Source organism: Bellilinea caldifistulae (assembly GCF_001306055.1).
Lineage (GTDB): Bacteria > Chloroflexota > Anaerolineae > Anaerolineales > Anaerolineaceae > Bellilinea > Bellilinea caldifistulae.
Genome location: NZ_LGHJ01000023.1, coordinates 31,212 through 49,693, shown reverse-complemented (window position 1 = coordinate 49,693; position 18,482 = coordinate 31,212). Strand labels below are relative to the sequence as shown.

Annotated in this window: 15 protein-coding genes; 8 read left to right on the top strand and 7 right to left on the bottom strand. The window is 46.5% G+C overall.

The genetic code is table 11. The features are described 5' to 3' along the window. Positions 1-22: 22 nt before the first annotated feature. From nusB to pckA, 3 genes are read left to right on the top strand one after another with little or no spacing between them, the layout of a single operon-like run. A complete protein-coding gene (gene nusB, locus AC812_RS15690; RefSeq protein WP_061916705.1) occupies positions 23-490 on the top strand; it encodes a transcription antitermination factor NusB in 468 nt (155 codons plus the stop codon). A gap of 55 nt (positions 491-545) precedes the next feature. Then, positions 546-3,029, top strand: a complete 2,484-nt coding sequence (locus AC812_RS15685) for a glycoside hydrolase family 113 (protein ID WP_061916708.1) — start codon at positions 546-548, stop codon at positions 3,027-3,029. 35 nt (positions 3,030-3,064) lie between these two features. After that, positions 3,065-4,666: a phosphoenolpyruvate carboxykinase (ATP) gene (gene pckA / locus AC812_RS15680; protein ID WP_061916710.1), complete on the top strand. Its 1,602-nt coding sequence runs from the start codon at positions 3,065-3,067 to the stop codon at positions 4,664-4,666. Between the two features lie 6 nt (positions 4,667-4,672). Here pckA and AC812_RS15675 read toward each other — a convergent pair whose 3' ends face one another. Both AC812_RS15675 and AC812_RS15670 read right to left on the bottom strand, forming a co-directional pair. Further along, the gene (locus AC812_RS15675; RefSeq protein WP_082149087.1) at positions 4,673-5,419 is read right to left on the bottom strand and encodes a prepilin peptidase; all 747 of its coding nucleotides are present in this window, start codon (positions 5,417-5,419) and stop codon (positions 4,673-4,675) included. 2 nt (positions 5,420-5,421) lie between these two features. Beyond that, entirely contained in the window at positions 5,422-6,759 is a 1,338-nt protein-coding gene (locus AC812_RS15670; RefSeq protein WP_082149088.1) for an MFS transporter, read from the bottom strand. A gap of 163 nt (positions 6,760-6,922) precedes the next feature. On the opposite strand from AC812_RS15670, the gene AC812_RS15665 reads away from it, so the two are divergent. The 4 genes from AC812_RS15665 (at position 6,923) to AC812_RS15650 (ending at position 11,336) form a co-directional block, all read left to right on the top strand. Further along, the gene (locus tag AC812_RS15665) at positions 6,923-9,430 is read left to right on the top strand and encodes a DEAD/DEAH box helicase (RefSeq protein ID WP_061916715.1); all 2,508 of its coding nucleotides are present in this window, start codon (positions 6,923-6,925) and stop codon (positions 9,428-9,430) included. Positions 9,431-9,728: 298 nt separating this feature from the next. Beyond that, on the top strand, positions 9,729-10,694 hold the full coding sequence (locus AC812_RS15660; RefSeq protein ID WP_169787328.1) for a ribonuclease H-like domain-containing protein: 966 nt from the start codon (positions 9,729-9,731) through the stop codon (positions 10,692-10,694). Next, positions 10,691-11,059 (top strand): hypothetical protein, encoded by a 369-nt coding sequence (locus tag AC812_RS15655; protein WP_061916721.1) that lies wholly within the window; start codon positions 10,691-10,693, stop codon positions 11,057-11,059. The genes AC812_RS15660 and AC812_RS15655 overlap by 4 nt, the downstream gene beginning before the upstream one ends. Next, positions 11,049-11,336 (top strand): putative signal transducing protein, encoded by a 288-nt coding sequence (locus tag AC812_RS15650; RefSeq protein ID WP_061916724.1) that lies wholly within the window; start codon positions 11,049-11,051, stop codon positions 11,334-11,336. The genes AC812_RS15655 and AC812_RS15650 overlap by 11 nt, the downstream gene beginning before the upstream one ends. On the opposite strand, the gene AC812_RS15645 is transcribed toward AC812_RS15650, so the two are convergent. Then, positions 11,333-12,187, bottom strand: a complete 855-nt coding sequence (locus tag AC812_RS15645; RefSeq protein ID WP_061916727.1) for an aminotransferase class IV — start codon at positions 12,185-12,187, stop codon at positions 11,333-11,335. The two genes, AC812_RS15650 and AC812_RS15645, sit on opposite strands and share 4 nt — an antisense overlap. Positions 12,188-12,269: 82 nt before the next feature. On the opposite strand from AC812_RS15645, the gene AC812_RS15640 reads away from it, so the two are divergent. Next, positions 12,270-13,463, top strand: coding sequence for a S41 family peptidase (locus AC812_RS15640; RefSeq protein WP_145962560.1), 1,194 nt, complete (start codon positions 12,270-12,272; stop codon positions 13,461-13,463). Position 13,464: 1 nt separating this feature from the next. On the opposite strand, the gene AC812_RS15635 is transcribed toward AC812_RS15640, so the two are convergent. The 4 genes from AC812_RS15635 to AC812_RS15620 are packed head-to-tail and all read right to left on the bottom strand — an operon-like array spanning position 13,465 to position 18,462. Then, entirely contained in the window at positions 13,465-14,082 is a 618-nt protein-coding gene (locus AC812_RS15635; RefSeq protein WP_061916732.1) for a nucleotidyltransferase family protein, read from the bottom strand. Continuing rightward, a complete protein-coding gene (gene yqeC / locus AC812_RS15630; protein ID WP_061916735.1) occupies positions 14,075-15,394 on the bottom strand; it encodes a selenium cofactor biosynthesis protein YqeC in 1,320 nt (439 codons plus the stop codon). Before yqeC ends, AC812_RS15635 begins: the two co-directional genes overlap by 8 nt. 25 nt (positions 15,395-15,419) lie before the next feature. After that, on the bottom strand, positions 15,420-16,229 hold the full coding sequence (gene yqeB, locus AC812_RS15625) for a selenium-dependent molybdenum cofactor biosynthesis protein YqeB (protein ID WP_061916738.1): 810 nt from the start codon (positions 16,227-16,229) through the stop codon (positions 15,420-15,422). A 19-nt stretch (positions 16,230-16,248) separates the two neighbouring features. Continuing rightward, a complete protein-coding gene (locus AC812_RS15620; RefSeq protein WP_061916740.1) occupies positions 16,249-18,462 on the bottom strand; it encodes a xanthine dehydrogenase family protein molybdopterin-binding subunit in 2,214 nt (737 codons plus the stop codon). Positions 18,463-18,482: the final 20 nt, after the last annotated feature.

The window sequence follows — 18,482 nt, the reverse complement described above, 5'->3', positions numbered from 1 at the left end:
GAAAATTAACAACGAAGGTGTTATGAAACCCCGAACCAAGGCAAGAAGCTTAGCCTTGCAGGTGCTTTATGAATGCGACCTGACCAATCATTCTCCTCAGGCTGCCATGGAAGAGCGCCTTAAAGACGAAACACTGGATACGAATCTGGTGAAATTTGCCTACGATATCATCAATGGGGTTTTTCCAATCACTCGTCAATTAGATGATTTCATCGCCCAGCACGCCCCCGAATGGCCATTAGATCAGGTGGCTGTCATTGACCGGAATATTTTGCGGATTGCCTTGTGGGAATTTGCCGTCGAAGGGTGCACACCAGTAAAGGTTGCCATAAACGAAGCCATTGAGCTGGCAAAAATCTTTGGGGCGGACAGCACTCCACGCTTTGTCAACGGCGTATTAGGCAGCCTTGCCAACCGTCAGCAAGAAATCAGGCAAAAATTCAAAAAAGTCACCTCACCAGAGGACGGGAAAACCGCTCACCAGAATTAATTCTCGCGAGCGGTTTCTGTTTTTCATCTTTTAACCTAAACGCTGAGGAAATGCCATGAAAATGACACACAAAATAGGGATTTTTCATAACACCTTAATTATCCTGATTGGTCTGACTTTCTTCCTCAGCGCCTGTTCATTAGATTTTTCCTCCTGGTTCAATTCTTCTCCAACAGCACCCTCTCCGATTACCAGTGATCAGCCGGACCTGAGTTATACCAAAGTCACTTTTCGAGCAAAACCTCCTGCCAACGCCCCAAAAGGGAACATTACCCTCGAAATTCTCGATGAAGTGACCGGTCTGGCAATGAATCCTCAGCGCTATCCGATGATCGAAAATTCGGACGGGTCCTTCCAACTGGAATTGATTTTTCCGATCGGTTCGGTGGTAAAGTACCGATACTTAAGAGGAGATTTTCCTTATTTTGTTGAATACAACGCTCATGGCGAACAGGTTCGCTATCGCATGGCAGCGGTAAATTACCCCCTATTCGTTGAGGACACGATTGCTGGTTGGACTGATTTTCGGTTCAATGGCTTGACCGGTACAATCAAAGGACAGGTTTTTGATGCCAGCACCAAAGCGCCATTTCCAAATGCTCTGGTTTGCGTTGGTGGCATTCAAACACTCACTGCCAGTGATGGATCTTTCATCGTCGAGAACATTGCCGAGGGCATTCATAATTTAGTGGTTTATAGCATAGATGGAAGTTTTCAAACCTTTCAGCAAGGGGCTGTAGTTGCCGCAGATTCAACTACACTTGCTCTTACTCCGCTAACCCCCTCGCGCTTTGTCAATGTGACTTTTATCGTTCAGACTCCACCAACGAATTTACAAGGTGTACCGGTAAGAATGGTGGGAAATATTTATTCGCTTGGCAACACTTTCGCCGAGGTCAACGGTGGATTTAGCGTCATTGCTGCCCGCGCACCCCTGCTGACCAATGTCGCCGAAAATGCGTATGCCATAACCCTGCGGTTACCAGCCGGCTTTGATTTGCGCTACAAATACACCTTGGGCGATGGTTTTTGGAATGCAGAACACGATCAAAGTGGAGGATTTGTCCTCAGGCAACTGATTGTGCCGCAAAACGATACCACAATTACGGATCAAGTCACTTCATGGCAATCGGTCAATACACAACCAATCACCTTTTTGGTCAGTGCCCCCAATAACACACCTCTTGAAGATAGCGTTTCCATCCAATTCAATCCATATACATGGACAAATCCACTCCCAATGTGGCCATTGGGAAATAATCAATGGCTATATGTCCTTTATAGCCCATTGAATATGTTCAATTCATTACAATATCGTTACTGCCGGAATGACCAGTGTGGTCATGCAGATGATTTGGCCACTGCTGGCACACAAGCAGAAGGATATCCCTTGGTCGTCAGCAGCGAATCCCAAATTCGCCGGGACGAAATAAAAGCCTGGTCAAACTGGAATACCACTTCAAGTTCCACTGAAATTGTTGCTCCTACTCCCCAATCCCGTCTTAATGACTTTGTTCGAGGGATCGAAATAAGCCCCAATTACAACCCCACCTGGCAACCTTATTTATTTTGGGGGATGAATAAAATCAGTTTATTAAAAGCCAATACGACCGTCCTAACGCCGGGGTGGTCTTACGTAAATGTTGGCACACCCAATTTTGAACCCGTGGCCGGCAAGGACTCCCTGTGGCTTGATAATATACAGGCAATTCAAACCATCCAGCAAGCCAATATGACCGCATGGTTGTACCCCCACCTTCGCAACGGTAGCGAAGTTTGGTCTGAACCACATTTGGAAAAAGCCTGGTGGGAAAATTGGTTTGAACGCTATCATACCTTTGCGATCCATTTTGCAGATCTGGCTGCCCAAACCAGCACACCGGCTCTCATTTTAGGAGGTCCACAGGTGGCACCTGCCCTCCCAGCCGGAGTTCTTCCAAGCGGTGAGGCCTCAGGTGTGCCGGACTTTGCCGATGAACGATGGCAATCCATTGTCGAAAACGTTCGCCAGCGTTATAACGGAAAATTGGGTTGGAGTATTCAGATCACCGACAAAAGTCCAACAATCCCTGAATGGGTTGTTGAGCGGATGGATTTTCTTTATGTCCAACTTGTAATCCCCTCATTGTATTCCTCTTCAACGCCCCAAGATGACCGACTCAGCCAGGTGGAAGATTACCTCGACACGATTTTGCTTCCAATTCGAGAGTCCACCGGAAAACCTATCGTTGTAGCCATAAATTTACCCTCTGCTATAACAGATTCCTCGATCTGCAACAACGAAAACTGCCTGACCTTGGAAACATTTTTCCCGCCTCTTTCTCCAACCGAACAATTTACCCCCGACCTACAACTTCAAGCAGATAGTTACAGTGCCTTACTTTCCGCGATCAACGAACGCTCGTGGATTGACGGCGTTGTATCGCAAGGTTTTTATCCACCTGCAGCCATTCAAGATGCTTCGTCCTCAATTCACGGTAAACCGGCATCAGACGTTCTCTGGTATTGGTTTCTGGGCTGGTCGGGGAACAATCCCTAATTTACTCAACCCACATATAAGGAGAGATCAATTTGATGCAAGCCTTTGGAATTCCATCAAATTACGGAATTGAGAACCATGGCTTTCAAAATACAGGGAATATTTACTGGAATTATGCATCTGCCGGCTTGATTGAAGAAGGCATTAGACGCAATGAAGTTGCCCTCTCTTGTGATGGAGCAGTGATTGCCTACACCGGTAAACATACCGGACGGTCACCCAATGACAAATTCATTGTGCAATACCCTCACTTAGAGGATGAAATCTGGTGGGGAAAAATCAATCAACCTCTTTCCCCTCACGCATTTGATCAAATTTACCAAAAGTTTCTTGCTTACTTTCAAGGAAGAGATTTGTTTGTCCAGGATGTCTATGCAGGCGCACATCCAAATTATCGGCAAACGATAAGAGTGATTACCGAGAAAGCCTGGCACAATCTGTTCTCACGGAATTTGTTAATCCCCATTCCGGTTTCGCAAATTCCACACACCATCCCCGATTTCATCATCCTCCAGAGCGAAAACTTTCAAGCTGACCCCAAATTGGATGGTGTACGTTCTGGTACCGTTATACTGATTGATTTTGAAAGAAAAATCGTCTTGATAGGTGGAACCGGTTACGCCGGCGAAATCAAGAAATCAATATTCACCATTATGAACTATCTTTTGCCGCGTCAGGGCGTATTGTCCATGCACTGTTCAGCTAATGTGGGTAAAAATGGCGATGTTGCCTTGTTTTTCGGGCTGAGTGGAACCGGCAAAACCACCCTTTCTTCCGACCCCGAGCGTCAATTGATCGGTGATGACGAACATGGTTGGTCAGACGAAGGTGTCTTTAATATCGAGGGCGGCTGTTACGCAAAAACCATCCGCCTGAATCCTAAATATGAGCCAATGATTTGGGCTGCAACCAATCGTTTTGGGGCTGTATTAGAAAATGTAGTTTATGATCCGGTTTCCAGAGTGGTTGATTTCGACTCGGATCAATTTACGGAAAATACGCGTGGGGCCTATCCCTTATCATTCATCCCTAACAGTCTCAGCCAGGGATACGCGGGTCACCCGCAAAACATTTTTTTCCTGACGGCCGATGCATTCGGCGTAATGCCACCAATTGCCCGATTAAATTACGAACAAGCGATGTATTACTTTCTCTCAGGTTACACCTCTAAACTGGCCGGAACCGAAACGGGCTTAGGCAGCGAACCACAAGCCACTTTTTCAACCTGTTTTGGTGCGCCTTTCCTGCCACTCTCTCCAAACCGATATTCCGATCTGCTCGGCGAGAAAATCTTGCGCCATAAGGTTAAGGTTTGGCTAATCAATACCGGTTGGATTGGTGGCCCCTATGGAATTGGAAAACGGATCAACCTCCCCTATACCAGGGCAATGATCACTGCTGCTTTGAACCATGATCTGGATGAAGTACCGTTCCGTCAAGAACCATTTTTTGGATTGAACATCCCCCTCTTTTGTCCCGGTGTTCCTTCAGAAGTCCTGAATCCCCAATACAACTGGAAAGACAAGCAAGCCTATCAGGAATACGCCCGCAATTTGATTGCACAATTTGAAAACAATTGCACTCAATTTGCCAAAAACGTGACAAAAGAGGTGCTCGCCACTGGGCCGCATCTCTGAGTTTGATCAGGCTAGATAAATTAGAATGACCGCAGCAATTACTAAAAACGGCGCATACGGTATTGCTGTAAATGGCCGGTAGCGACGGGCAAGCACGCTTCCCAACAGGTAAAGCCCGCTGAAAACGCCGCCCATTACAACAGAAAAGAATAAGCTTATCGCAATCTTTGGCCATCCCAGCAACAATCCTAACACACCACTAAGGTTCACATCTCCAAACCCCAATGCAACTTCCTCAATTTCTTCTCCCCGCCTTTTGGACATCCAGCGGTTGAAAAGAACCCCAAAGTAATAAAGAATGAACATCAGTCCGAATCCAGTAAGCCCCCCCAGGATGGTTTTCAACCATCCATTCCAGTACAATCCCATCGGTATAGAAATCAATATACCCGCACCAACAACCTCGTATAATACAACCCGGTGTTCGATGTCCATGATAAACACCAGTGCGAAATATAAAAAATAGGGCAAGCTTAACCAAAATCCAAATCGTGCAGGGGGAAAATAAAAGACGATGGGAATCAGGATCGTTGAAAGTGCCTGCACAACTCGCCTTCGTGATGTGGTTTCCGCGCCACAGTTATTGCATTTTCGCAACAGTAGATAGTTCTGTAAGGACACCTTAATTCCACAAGATATGCATTTAGGAGAGCTCAATCGGCGAGTTCGGGGTAAAACATCCGCCAGATAATTCAAAAGAGAACCCGCCAGCCACCCAGCGAGGATCAGAAAAGGAAGAATACCAAAATTCATAATTAATCCTGTGCCGGAGCAGAAACCAATTGATCATTTAAGTTCCCCTGACTCAATGCCATTCTCTCTTTTTCTGCTCTTTGGGCTAATTGCTGGCGCAAATCCCGAATGTCACGTGGCAACAAGTAAATTGCACCCAAAAAGAATAAGAAACACAAAATCCATGCACCCACACATATGATCAGAATCGCATCCTTTAATGACGAATTCACCGCAATCAAACCCGCCAACGCCGGAGCTACTGCCGAACCACCTTGCTCAATCATGTTTTGAACCGAATTTGCAGTAGATCTCACTTCTGGCAAGGTGACATCATAAACCGTTGAAAGGACATTCGGTGCCGCAAAAGGAATGAAAATTGCTGTGATGGCCATGGAGATGGTAAAAAACAGGGTGTTGTTTTCAGGAATACTCAGGGAAAACCACAACAAAAGTGCACCGGTGATGACGCCGAAAGCCGAGACAATCAAACGGCCGCGCACATTGCGTTTGAAAAGATAATCCCCCAATGCGCCACCAATTGGATAACCAGCCGCTAAGAACAATACTGCAATCACCATCGTGATTAAGACTTGATTGGGATTGAAACCTCGTTCCGTTTCCAGATAACGGAAGAACCAGAAAGTAATCACCTGCCACGGAAAGACCCCGAAAAATCCCTGGGTAAAGAGTAGCAGAAGACTCTTTTTCCTGAAAAGCCCTAAAGCGGTCTTCCACTCAAAGCGATAATGAGTATGTTGCTCAATGTTTTCCAGCTCGGGTTCAGATCCCCCTCGTGGCATCTCCTTCACTGTAGTAAAAATGACAGCCGCAAGGACAATTCCCAAAGAACCAGTCAGTATGAAAATTCCTTGCCAGTGAATCAGTTGAGTCAGTGTAATGGCCAGCACCATCCCAATCATATAACCCAGCGGACTGGCAATCTGCAACAGGCCATATACTTTACCCCGTGTTTTTGGGGGAAAATAATCCGAGATCAGGGAATATAAACCGGGATAACTCGCATCGTCAATTCCCGTGGAAGCACGGGTAATTACAAAAACACCAAAGGATTTTGCCAGTGCGCTTAACCAGGTTGTCGCTCCCCAAATTAAAGAGGCCAATGCCAGCAGCTTTGCTCGCGCAAAACGATCATAAAGGTAGCCCCACAGGGGGTAAAAAATTCCTCCAACCAAAATGGCACCCGAAAAAACTACCCCCATTTGAGCTTCATCAATTTGAAAATATTCCATGATCGGTGTGGTCAATGGTCCAATCAATAATTTATCGGCTTGGTGGAGAAGCATGAACACGAAAAACACCCCTACCACAAACCAGCGATACCGAGCAGTTGGTTTCATCCTCTCTCTCCCGATTGAACCAATCTTCTCAAACAAGCAAAGTATAGCCAAAGATGGCGAAAAAGAAAAACGATTTGTCATCCCCAATTTTCAAGATCAATGAAAAGGTATAATGGGTTACGCCAATCAAAAACCATCCTTATAATCGGAAAATTTCGGGTAAATGAAAAAGATTTTAGACTTTTGGCAAAACGATCCATCCCTCTCGCCCAACATCAGCACAATTCATGTCACCAATGCGAATCCGGGACATTTTGTTCCATTACCTGAGAAATTGGATAAAGCATTGGTAGATGCACTTTTACAAGAGAACATTAAAGCACTTTATCGCCATCAATGGGAAGCCATCCAGAACATTACGCAATCTAAGCACACCATCATCACCACTGGAACTGCCAGCGGAAAGTCACTTTGCTATCTTTTACCAATTCTAGACAAATGCTTGAAGGACAACACTGCCACTTCATTGTTGCTTTTCCCCACCAAGGCCCTCACACAAGACCAATTGAATACATTTCTGCGCTTATCCCCTTCTACGTTTCATTCTTCGATCGCAATCTACGATGGTGATACACCATCCTCTCAACGCGCAAAAATTCGCCAAACCGCCCGAATCTTGCTCAGCAACCCGGATATGCTCCACACTGCAATTCTTCCCCATCATCCAAACTGGGAAAGATTTTTTCGTGGTCTGACCTTTGTTGTTTTGGATGAAGTTCACCTTTACCGCGGTGTTTTTGGCTCTCACATTGCCAATCTGATCCGCCGCTTGAAGCGGGTCGGCCAGTTTTATTCCGCGTCTCCAATCTTTATTCTCACTTCGGCAACGGTTGCGAACGCGAAGGAACATGCCGAAAATTTGATTGAAGAACCCTTCCAGCAGATATCGGATAGTCAATCTCCACGCGGCACGAAATATTTTCTGCTTTACAATCCTCCCATTGTTCATGAAGAACTTGGGGTTCGTCGTTCCGCACTCAGTGAAGCCGTGCGGATGAGCGGCGATCTAATTGTAAAAGGTATCCAGACACTTTTGTTTACCCACACTCGTAAAAATGTCGAGATCGGTATGAAATTACTACAAAGCCAGAATCCAGATAAGGCTCACCAAATCTTTGCTTACAGAAGTGGGTATCTGCCGACTGAAAGGAGAAAAACAGAAGAAGCTCTGAAAACCGGAAAAGCCAAAGCCGTTGTCGCCACCAATGCGTTGGAGCTAGGGATTGATATTGGGGGAATGGAAGCGGTCATCATCAGCGGTTATCCGGGCAGTATTGCCGCAACCCATCAACAAGCCGGGCGGGCTGGCAGACAAAAACAAGACTCCCTGGCGGTACTGGTTGCCTCTTCAAACCCTTTGGATCAATATATCCTCAAGCATCCGGAGTACCTGTTTGAAAATCCACCCGAAATGGCGTTGATCAATCCCAACAATCCGCTGATCTTATACCAGCATATTCGTTGCGCAGTCTTTGAATTGCCATTCCGTCAAAATGATACCTTCGGTAAACTCCCCTGGGAGGATATTCATCCTTATCTTCAAGTATTAACCCTGAATCGAGAAGTATTTGCAACCGCAGACCGATTTATCTGGCGTGCAAATCAATACCCTTCTCAAAACGTATCGTTGCGCAGCACCTCTGGTGACTCGTTCTTGTTACAGGTCGAAGAAGATGACCGATTGATCACCATTGGGGAATTAGATCAAGCCAGCGTGGATTGGATGGCACATCCCAATGCGATTTACCTGCATCAAGGTCAAACCTTCATTGTGCAAGAATTGGACTTTGAAAAAAAACTGGTTCGACTATCTTCCTTTAACGGAGATTATTACACCCAACCGTTGATGGATCAAACTATTCGGACAATTTCTGAAGAAAAAAACCAATCTGTCCCCGGCGGAGCAATTCATTTTGGTGAAATTGAAGTGACCCGGCAATTGAAAGGTTTTCGGAAAATTTCGTGGCTAACAAAGGAAATTTTGGCAACCGAAGAACTGGAACTCCCCCCGCGTACCATGCGTACTGTTGGATACTGGATTGAGCTGGATGCCGTCAGTGTCCAAAAACTTTCCGAATACAACTTATGGAGTGGTAAACCTAACAATTACGGACCAAATTGGGAGAAACAAAGAAAACTTGCCCGCCAGCGCGATCAGTATACCTGTCAATTATGTGGTATTCCCGAAAAAGGCACACCCCATCATGTTCATCACAAAATCCCCTTCCGTCAATTTCCATCCTATGAACAGGCCAACCGATTGGAAAACCTGATTACACTTTGTCCGGTCTGTCACCACAAAGCTGAAAGTGTTGTGCGTATCCGCACTGGCTTATCGGGTCTGCGTTTTCTTCTCTCCCAAATTGCACCTTTATTTGTTTTATGCGATCCTGGAGATTTAGGCTCTCACAGCGATCCTCAATCTCCAATCAGCCAGGGCAACCCAATTGTAATGTTATATGATAACTCACCCGCCGGCATTGGATTATCCGAAACCCTTTTTGAGAAACACGAACCCATCCTTAACAGCGCTCTCGAAGTTGTCCAAAACTGCCCATGTGGGGAAGGATGCCCTTCTTGCGTTGGTGTGGGTGGAGAGAATGGCAGCGCCGGTAAAGTAGAGGCGATTGCAATTCTCAAAATTCTCAACGGCCAGCCCCTTCGTTTATAATAAGTTTATGGACGAGTCTTTGCTAAGTCGCTTGCGATCTTTGGGGGTACAACTGGGAAATACCCCGTTTTCGAATAATTCGACCCCAAAACTCGAAAGGTTGATTTCGATTGAAAAAGTTATTGAGGGTAAAAATTACCCAACAATTTTTGGAGATATTTTCATTTCTGAAAAACAATATCCACCGAATTACAACCATGGTATTGTTAATTTTTCAAGCTCAGTTGATCTTTCGTCCTTAATCGCATGGTCGCGCATACCGTTCGAATCCATCACCTCAATAGATGAATTTGTATTTTTGGACACAGAAACTTCTGGACTGGCCGGCGGGACCGGTACATTTATTTTCTTGGTTGGCTTGGGGTACTGGAAGAACGGCCAATATTTTCTTAATCAAATATTCTTGCGGGAACCGGACGAAGAACCCGCTTTTCTGACTGCACTGGAAGAATTTCTCACACCTTTCAAAATTCTGGTTACTTACAACGGTAAATCTTTTGACGCCCCGTTATTAAACAACCGATACATCTTAAACGGTTTTCGATCGCCGGTAAGAAATCTGCATCATATTGATTTGCTTTCTCTCACACGGCGTATCTGGCGAAACCGGCTTGATGATCGTTCATTGGGTAATTTGGAACACGAAATTCTCAATCTGGGTCGTGCGGAAGAAGAAATCCCCGGCTGGATGGTTCCACAGATTTATTTTGAATATCTACAAACCCAAAACGCGACACCCCTAAGGGGCGTTTTTTATCATAATGAAATAGATATCCTGTCTCTCTCTGCCCTGTTCTTGCATTTGGCCAACTTATTGCGAAATCCCCTTGGTTCTCCCAATCCACAAAGTTTAGATTTGATCGCCATCGCTCGCCTGTATGAAGAATTGGGCGATTACACTGCTGCGGTACAGTTGTATGAAGCCAGTTTGGAAATCGGTCTGCCTACTCATTTTTTTATCCAAACCCTTTACCGCTTTGCCGACCTGCACCGCCGCACCGGTAAAATTGAAGCAGCTCTCGCATTATGGATGAAAGCCTCCGAGTTCAATGAAGTAGACGCCTGCATTGAAATTGCCAAATTTTACGAACACCAGATAAAAGCCTATAAGCAAGCCATCGAATGGACAGATTTAGCACTGACTTATCTCGATCAATCTCCCCTCCCGCGCTACCTGAAGAATCAAAGACGGCTGGAATTAGAACATCGCCAACAGCGATTGCACCAGAAACACAACCGTTCAACCAATCAGAGTAAACCATGATGACATCCGAAACAAACTTACAACAGCAACTCAAACAAATGGTCATCAAACAGAAAACCACCCATCTCGAATCCCCCGATGATCACCTCTACCTGACTTCACTTTATCAATTACTGCATCAATATGAGGAACATGTCAGCAAGTTAGTGATTCAGGCCCTTCAAGGGAGCGGCGAATATACACCCTTCGGATTGATGGACTTACTTCTTGAAGAATTCAAGAAGGCCGAAGCTCGCACTAATTCCGAAAGTCAGCGGCTTTTGCACCAATATCGTCTGCATAAAGCACGCCTGGATGAGGTTTATCAATTGGTCAAAGAAATATTGACCACAAGGAATCTTGGAGAACATGCCAATGGCGGATGAAATTCAAAAAGTATTTACAGCCTATGGTCAATTAGAAGCGGACATGGTTCGTCTGATGCTGGAAGCCGCAGGCATTACTGTGATCCAACGCCGAGAAAGCGCCGGTACGGTTTATGGATTGACGGTCGGCCCATTGGGAGAGGTTCATTTGTATGTGCCTTCGAGCCAGTTTGAGGACGCCCAACAGCTTATTCAGGCCATGCAAGCCGGGGATCTGGAAAATCTCACCAGTGAAGATGAATGGGAAACTGGGATTTCCGATGAGGAAACAGATTAAATAGGCTCTACCATCCGTTTGATTTGCTCCTGATAGCGTTCCATAATTCTTCGGGTTAATTCACCGACTTTTCCAGATCCAATCATGTGATCATCTATTTGACGAACAGGTAAAACCCCTCGGCTGGTACTGGTGATAAATGCCTCATCAAGGTTTTTTAATTCTGCATAAAGAGCACCTTCGCAACGCAGCGGAATTCCCATCTCATTAATAATCTCAAGGACATGTTTTCGAGTAATTCCAGGCAGAACATTCGTGTTGTCAGTAAACACCACTCCGTTCTTAACTGCAAAGAAATTACTGCTTAAACCCTCCAGCATTCTTCCGCTTTCATCAACCATGATTACTTCATTGATTTCTGGCGGTAAGTTTTGACGGATATCATCAGCAGTATGGATGAACGTTGTAGTCTTGGCAGCGGGATTGTCGCGTTGCATCCGTATGGTAATCACTCGCCCCCCATTTTGATAATCTTCAAAGGAAGGCACAACCAGAGTTTCAAAAAAGACATAAATTTCGATTACATGCGGAACGGTAGAAGTAAGCGGTACACTGATGCGTACTCGGGCTTCATTAGCCGGAAAATTTTTAAGTAATTCTCGTAAAGTTCCTCGAATTTCCGCTCGTTTCAGGATGATATCTTTTTGGAGCAGTCTTGCCGATTCTTCTAAACGGTTAAAGTGTCCTTCCAAATCCAGTACATAGAATTTGTCATAAGTACGAAAAGTAGTATAAACTCCATCAGGTATTAAGCGATTAGCTTGATCCAATGAGCGTAAATCAATCCCTTCAAATACTGGCTTGAGAGAAAAATCATCCTTCGTTTGGGTGATACAATACGCAGACACCATGCTATTTCACCTTTGCCTTCCGTTTCTGCCGGATTATACCGGTTTAGAAGAATTATGATCAGATCAAATAAAAGGTTTTCAAGTGAGAACTAAATCATCAAACTTTCGATTCTACACGCTGGTATGGTTGATTTTCCTACTTACCTTTGGTGTTGGACTGGCTATGGGGTATTTGATTCGCGACCGACAAATCGTCCCCATCACCACGAACGCCTTTCCACTATTCCAACAAGCCTACGATTTGCTGGTTGAGCATGGTTCTTATCCCTTACCGGAGCAGAAAAATATCGAATATGGGATGATACGCGGTCTCTTACAAGCATACGATGATCCTTACACGATTTTTGTAGAGCCACCCCAGCACGAATTACAAAGTCAGCAACTACGCGGAAAATTTGGTGGAATTGGCGCTCGAATTGAACGCGATTCCCAAAATCAATACCGATTATTTCCATTCGAGGATTCTCCCGCCAAACGCTCTGGCATACAAGATGGGGATATTTTACTTTCAATTGATGAAGTTGAAATACGCGCCGACATGCCGCAGGATGACGTCCTCGCGCTATTGAGAGGCGACAAGGGTACTTCAGTCCGTTTAGTGATTTTCCGTGAACATGATCAAAGAGAATACCGTTTTCAAATCACTCGAGAGGAGATTGCCCTCCCCTCTGTCACGTGGAATTTACTACCGGAAGATAAACTCGTTGGGCACATTCAAGTTAACTTAATGTCCTCAACAACTCCGGATGAAATCAAAAAAGCGATTGAAGATTTGACCTTGCATGGTGCTGTTTCTTTCATCCTGGATTTGCGCAATAATGGTGGCGGATTGGTAGATACAGGCATTAAAATTGCTGAATTATTCCTACCCGCTGGCAGTCCGGTTTTGACTCAAACTTATCGAGATAAACAACCCCAAACCATTCAAGCCGAGAAAGATGGGCCTTTCACTCAAATTCCACTGGTCGTGTTGATTAATAATTCCACAGCCAGCGCCGCCGAAATCACTGCCGGTGCTCTCAAAGCCCAACAGCGAGCCACCTTAATTGGCACACCAACCTTTGGAAAGTATACGATCCAGCTGGTGTTTGATCTGCCGGATGGTTCATCATTACATATTACTGCGGCAGAATGGGAGATTCCGGGACTCATACCGCCCATTCGTGATCATGGTGTTTTACCGGATATCTGGGTCGAGAACGAGACAACCGAAAATCTCAATGGAAGGTATATACAAGCTGCCCTACAGGCTCTTAGATCGAAAAACTCTCCCTGACTCATGAAGGTTTAAACTGCTGATAATCCTGCGGTGTATCTAAATCTTGCAAAACGGTGGGAGTGTCCACCTCAAAATAGTGAATCTCATCCTGATGCTTTCGTAAAAAATCCCGCAAGGTATAAGAGGGATTGAGATTTTCTAATTCACCCCATAAACTCCGATCAATCAACCAGGGGTGCCCCCGTCGAAATTGGTAACTTGGCACAATAATTTTCGAGCCGGTTTTTTGGTAGGCATTCAGAACTCCGCGGATAACTTCTGCCATCATCTGCGGCTGATCACCCAGCACGATCAACACCGCCTCGGCGTCGCGTTGAACGGATTGAATTCCCACCTTAATCGAATCGGTCATTTCTCCATTGGAGTAGTTGGGGTTAAAAATTGTCTCAACCGGGAACGACAAGGAATAAATACATTCTTGGACAGCCTCTCGATTGGCGCCAACAACAGTGTAAATCCTTTCAATACCCGCATTATGCAATGTTTCTAAAACCGTCTGAATAACGGTCTTACCGTCCCAATCGAGTAATAATTTTGGCTGCCCCATTCTGGTTGAAAGGCCAGCCGCCAAAACCACCGCTGCCACTTTATTGGCTATGCGCAATCTGTCATCCATTCCAACCTCTTAACCACTCATAATCTTCTTTACGGTCAATGTCCTTTACCTCTTCCGCGTTACCCCATTCTATTGCTTCAACAGGATATTTTTGGAATAAAACTTTTCCGCCGCGATCCCCTTCCAGTTTCAACAAATCCTCAAAACAACGCCGGTCAAACAAAACCGGATTGATAAATTGACCCTGGGTTGCGGCCGAAAAGATAAAGCCGCTTTTCGTTCGATGTGCAAGAATCAGTTTCTCGATGAGTTGAACCGGAACTTGGGGCACATCACTCATCAAAAAGACCGCTGCACCAATTTGATCGGCAATTTTTTCCAACCCCCGCCGAACTGAGGTGCTTAACCCCCTTTCCCAATCCGGATTATGAACCTGCATAACCGGTAAACCCGAAATGGCATCTTCTACCAATTCGTGATTGGCGCCAGTGACAACCACAATGGGATCCAAGCCGGAAAGAAGTCCCTTGTGAATCACATGCCAGAGAAAGGGTTTTCCCTTCCATTCCAGCAGTTGTTTTGGCTTACCAAACCTTCTTGAACCACCTGCAGCCAGTACAATTCCCCCTACTCGCTCATACCTTTCAACTACCCTTTCTTCAGATTGGGGACGAGCAGCCTCACCCCAAATAACTTGATCAAATCTGTTAAGCAATTCTTTAGAAAGAATTTCCTTTTCCAAACGGCTAATGACCACCTGATCCAGCTGATTGAAAAAGACACTTCTGATGGCATCTTTCGGAATATTTTTTAATCCGCCTTTTTCCGAAAGCAGATAATTTTTTAACATCGCCAAATTAATTCTTTCCCCCATCTGACTGCCGGCAATTTCAGCAAAACGACCCGCCCGAAAAACTACCTCCTCGCTGAGCGCTTTACCCAAGGCTGAAAGACCTGAAACGACCACAACGTGATTGACCCAACCGGGTATCGGCGGTTCATGTTCAGCAGGGGCTTTGAGGGGCAATCGGCGTGAGCCGTCCGCTTCAATGAGTAGCGGCAGGCCGTAACGGTCGCAATTTTCCCGAACCAGGTCAATCTCTTCTACCGACAAACCATGGGTTCGATCCCTTTCCCCCACTGGGCCGGTCAGGAGAATCGTCCCTCGTATGGATTTTTGAAATATCAAACTGACATCGGCAGGCTTTTCAATGACCCGATGCGTATCTGCGAGTCTGAGTTGGTCGGTGCAAAGATGAGCCGTGGCGGCCAGTACCACTGGTGAATCAAATTCTTTCGCAGCATTAAAAAGAATGGTGCTTTTCCCGCCCGCTCCTACAATGGCAGCCCGACTTGTGTGGTCAATTCTCAAGCAATCCCTCAGGCGCATATCTGATTCAACATAATTTACGACGCAATTCAGGGATAGAAAGCACTGCCTCCAGCGCACCTCCGCCCACCGCTAAGGATTTATCGGAAACCAGATTGCATAAACGCGGATCTTTTCGCGGGTCAACATCACCCACTTTCATGCCTTTTGTGACCGGCAATCCTTCCACCACCAGCCCGCGGATTACTCCATCAAATTGTGCAACAATCGGCACGCCGCCCACCTCAGCAACCGGTTGACCCTTGGTAACAAAATCGCAAATTCTTACTAAGGGATTAAAATAGCCATCCCGCGGCGCCCTCAACACCCGCTCCTCCACATATCCGTTGACCCCCTCAGGTAAACCGCTATCCGCTTCAGCTGTACCGTTCCAATACACTCTGCCCAGCGTAGGGCCTCGTTTCGTTTCAACAATGGCATGACAATTCAACCCAACCGTGAACCCCGGGCCCAATCCAATCACCAGTGAGGCAGCTTCCATGTTGATTTCAGGGGGGACTTTCCTCAATCGGGCATCCACGAGAACATCGGGTTTCAACCACTGGATTGTTTCTGCTTGTGGGTCTATCAAAACCGGTACAATTTGTTGTTCCAGCAGGAAAAAAACTTCCTCTTTGGAAGTAGCCTTTTGTGCTTTTACCTCTTCTACAAAAGTTGACCCGCTGATGACCGCTTCCGCAAAAGAAACGAAACGCCGAACAACCAGCGGCATGGCCAATTCGGTAAAAACTACCTGCGCTCCGGCACGATAAAGACGCACCCCAACACCACTACCCAAATCCCCGCCGCCGCGGATGAGCACTCTCAAATCAGACATCGAAAGGCTCGCTAAAGGGCTATTCTTCCAGTCCTGACAAAATTCTTTCCGGCGTGTAGGGGAATTGGTCAAACCACCTTCCGGTTGCATTGCGTATGGCTGCTCCTACAGCTGGCGCAAGCGGAAGATAGGGCATTTCTCCCATGCCACGCGCGCCCCACGGTCCTCGTGGATCAGCATACTCCAATACAATGGATTGGACTTTTTCTGGTATATCCAGAATCGTGGGAATTAAGTAGGTAGATAGTGTTTTGGTCAATACCTGCCCGTCTTGTTGAATGAAGTTTTCTAAAATTGCATAGCCGGCGGCTTGCACCACAGCCCCTTCTACCTGCCCCTGCACCTGTTGTGGATTGACCGCTTTACCCACATCATCGGCACAGATTACCTTCACCAGCCTCACCTGGCCAGTTTCGATATCCACCTCCACTTCTACCGCTTCGGCCACATAACCATAGGCAAAATTGGGTTCCGATTTTCCGGTCTCCGGATCATACGGGGTCGTTTTCGGAGGACGGTATTGAAATTCTGCTCTTGCCGGCCGCTCTTCGTTTTTCCATGCTTCCAAAGCTCTTTCTGCCGCACCCCGGATAGCATTTCCAGCCATGAAGGTCATTCGGGATGCTGAAACACTGCCCGAATTTTTCGTAACAGCGGTATCCGCGGCTACCAGTTCCACCTTTTCCATTGGCAGCCCCAAGGCTTCGGCTGCCATTTGCACCAGCACCGTGTGGGAACCTTGCCCAACTTCAGCCGCGGCATGGTATAACACCGCCTTTTCAATCTCGGCATCTCCGTGCAATTCAACAATAGCCCAGCAATTTTCCGGTGCGCCAAACGAGAATCCAACATTCTTGAAAGCACAGGCAAATCCAATACCACGCTTCAAGGATGGATTTCCGGTTTCCACCTGAAATCCGGCGGGACGGTGCCAGCCATTTTCGCCCTTTTCCCAGCCGGCGGCTTTGGCACACGCTTCCACAACCTTCTTGATACTGACTCCGGGTGGCAGCGGAGTTCCCACAGAAAGCAGGTCTCCTTCGTCCAGTAAGTTGCGCATCCGAATTTCAACCGGGTCAATTCCCAATCTTTCTGCCAGTTTGTTCATTTGCATTTCAGCAGCAAAGGCTCCCTGCGGTCCGCCAAACCCGCGGAATGCTCCATTGGGGAGGTTGTTGGTATAAACTGCGTAGGAATCAACCTTGACATTCGGAATCAGATACGGCCCGGTGCACATCAAGGTTGCATTTCCCAAGACTTTTGTAGAAGTATACGCATATGCTCCGCCATCGGCGATAACTTCCATTTCGGCTGCAATCACCTTACCATCCCGCTTCGCCCCCCACTTAGCCCGGATGAAGTAGGGATGACGTTTGTGATGACCAATGATCGATTCTTCTCTTGACCAGATAATCTTTACTGGACGGTTGATTCCGCGTTGATGAAGCCGCCAGGCCGCCAGAGCCAGTACAACCTGAACCGACATATCCTCTCGACCGCCAAAGGCCCCACCAATCGCCGGGTAAATTACCCGCACCTGATCCAGCGGCAAAGCCAGCGCATGGGCAATTTGTTCCTGATCTTCATGCGTCCATTGCCCCCCAACGATAATAGTTACTCTGCCTGCTTCATCTATAAAACTTAAACCCGCCTCCGGCTGGAGATAAGCGTGTTCCTGCGCTGGCGTTTGATAGTAACCCTCAACAATCACATCGGCTTGTTGAAACGCTTTTTCCACATCTCCCTTACGAATACGATAACGTCCAAACACATTGGATCCCTTGTCCGGATGCATCAGGATCGCATCTGCCTTCATGGCTTCACGTGGATCGGTGATCACCGGCAAGGCTTCATACTCAATCTCAATCAATTTCAAGGCTTCCGCGGCAATTTGTTCGGTTTCGGCAATCACCAGCGCAACCTGATCCCCAATAAACCTCACTCGATCGGCAAAAGGTTTTGTCGAGCCAGGGCCACACAATACCGGTTGATCCGGCATGATTAAACCGTACTCGTTATTGGGAACATCCTTTGCCGTAAATACAGCCAGCACACCCGGATATTGCTCAGCTTTCGAGGTATCCAATCGTTTGATGATCGCGTGGGGGTGCTGGGCAAATAAAATTTTCATGTAAGCTTGGTTGGGTAAATTAAAATCTCCCGGATACAATGTTTCTCCGGTGACTTTGCCAATCGCATCAACCCGGACAACAGACTCGCCGACTATGCTCATGGTTCAACCTCCACTTTACA

What these genes read in the sequence shown, in the direction of transcription:
- AC812_RS15650 (WP_061916724.1), top strand. Translation starts at nt 11,049, where the DNA reads ATGGCGGATGAAATTCAAAAAGTATTTACAGCCTATGGTCAATTAGAA.
- AC812_RS15620 (WP_061916740.1), bottom strand. Translation starts at nt 18,462, where the DNA reads ATGAGCATAGTCGGCGAGTCTGTTGTCCGGGTTGATGCGATTGGCAAA.
- AC812_RS15655 (WP_061916721.1), top strand. Translation starts at nt 10,691, where the DNA reads ATGATGACATCCGAAACAAACTTACAACAGCAACTCAAACAAATGGTC.
- AC812_RS15675 (WP_082149087.1), bottom strand. Translation starts at nt 5,419, where the DNA reads ATGAATTTTGGTATTCTTCCTTTTCTGATCCTCGCTGGGTGGCTGGCG.
- nusB (WP_061916705.1), top strand. Translation starts at nt 23, where the DNA reads ATGAAACCCCGAACCAAGGCAAGAAGCTTAGCCTTGCAGGTGCTTTAT.
- pckA (WP_061916710.1), top strand. Translation starts at nt 3,065, where the DNA reads ATGCAAGCCTTTGGAATTCCATCAAATTACGGAATTGAGAACCATGGC.
- yqeB (WP_061916738.1), bottom strand. Translation starts at nt 16,229, where the DNA reads ATGTCTGATTTGAGAGTGCTCATCCGCGGCGGCGGGGATTTGGGTAGT.
- AC812_RS15635 (WP_061916732.1), bottom strand. Translation starts at nt 14,082, where the DNA reads ATGGATGACAGATTGCGCATAGCCAATAAAGTGGCAGCGGTGGTTTTG.
- AC812_RS15665 (WP_061916715.1), top strand. Translation starts at nt 6,923, where the DNA reads ATGAAAAAGATTTTAGACTTTTGGCAAAACGATCCATCCCTCTCGCCC.
- AC812_RS15685 (WP_061916708.1), top strand. Translation starts at nt 546, where the DNA reads ATGAAAATGACACACAAAATAGGGATTTTTCATAACACCTTAATTATC.
- AC812_RS15670 (WP_082149088.1), bottom strand. Translation starts at nt 6,759, where the DNA reads ATGAAACCAACTGCTCGGTATCGCTGGTTTGTGGTAGGGGTGTTTTTC.
- AC812_RS15645 (WP_061916727.1), bottom strand. Translation starts at nt 12,187, where the DNA reads ATGGTGTCTGCGTATTGTATCACCCAAACGAAGGATGATTTTTCTCTC.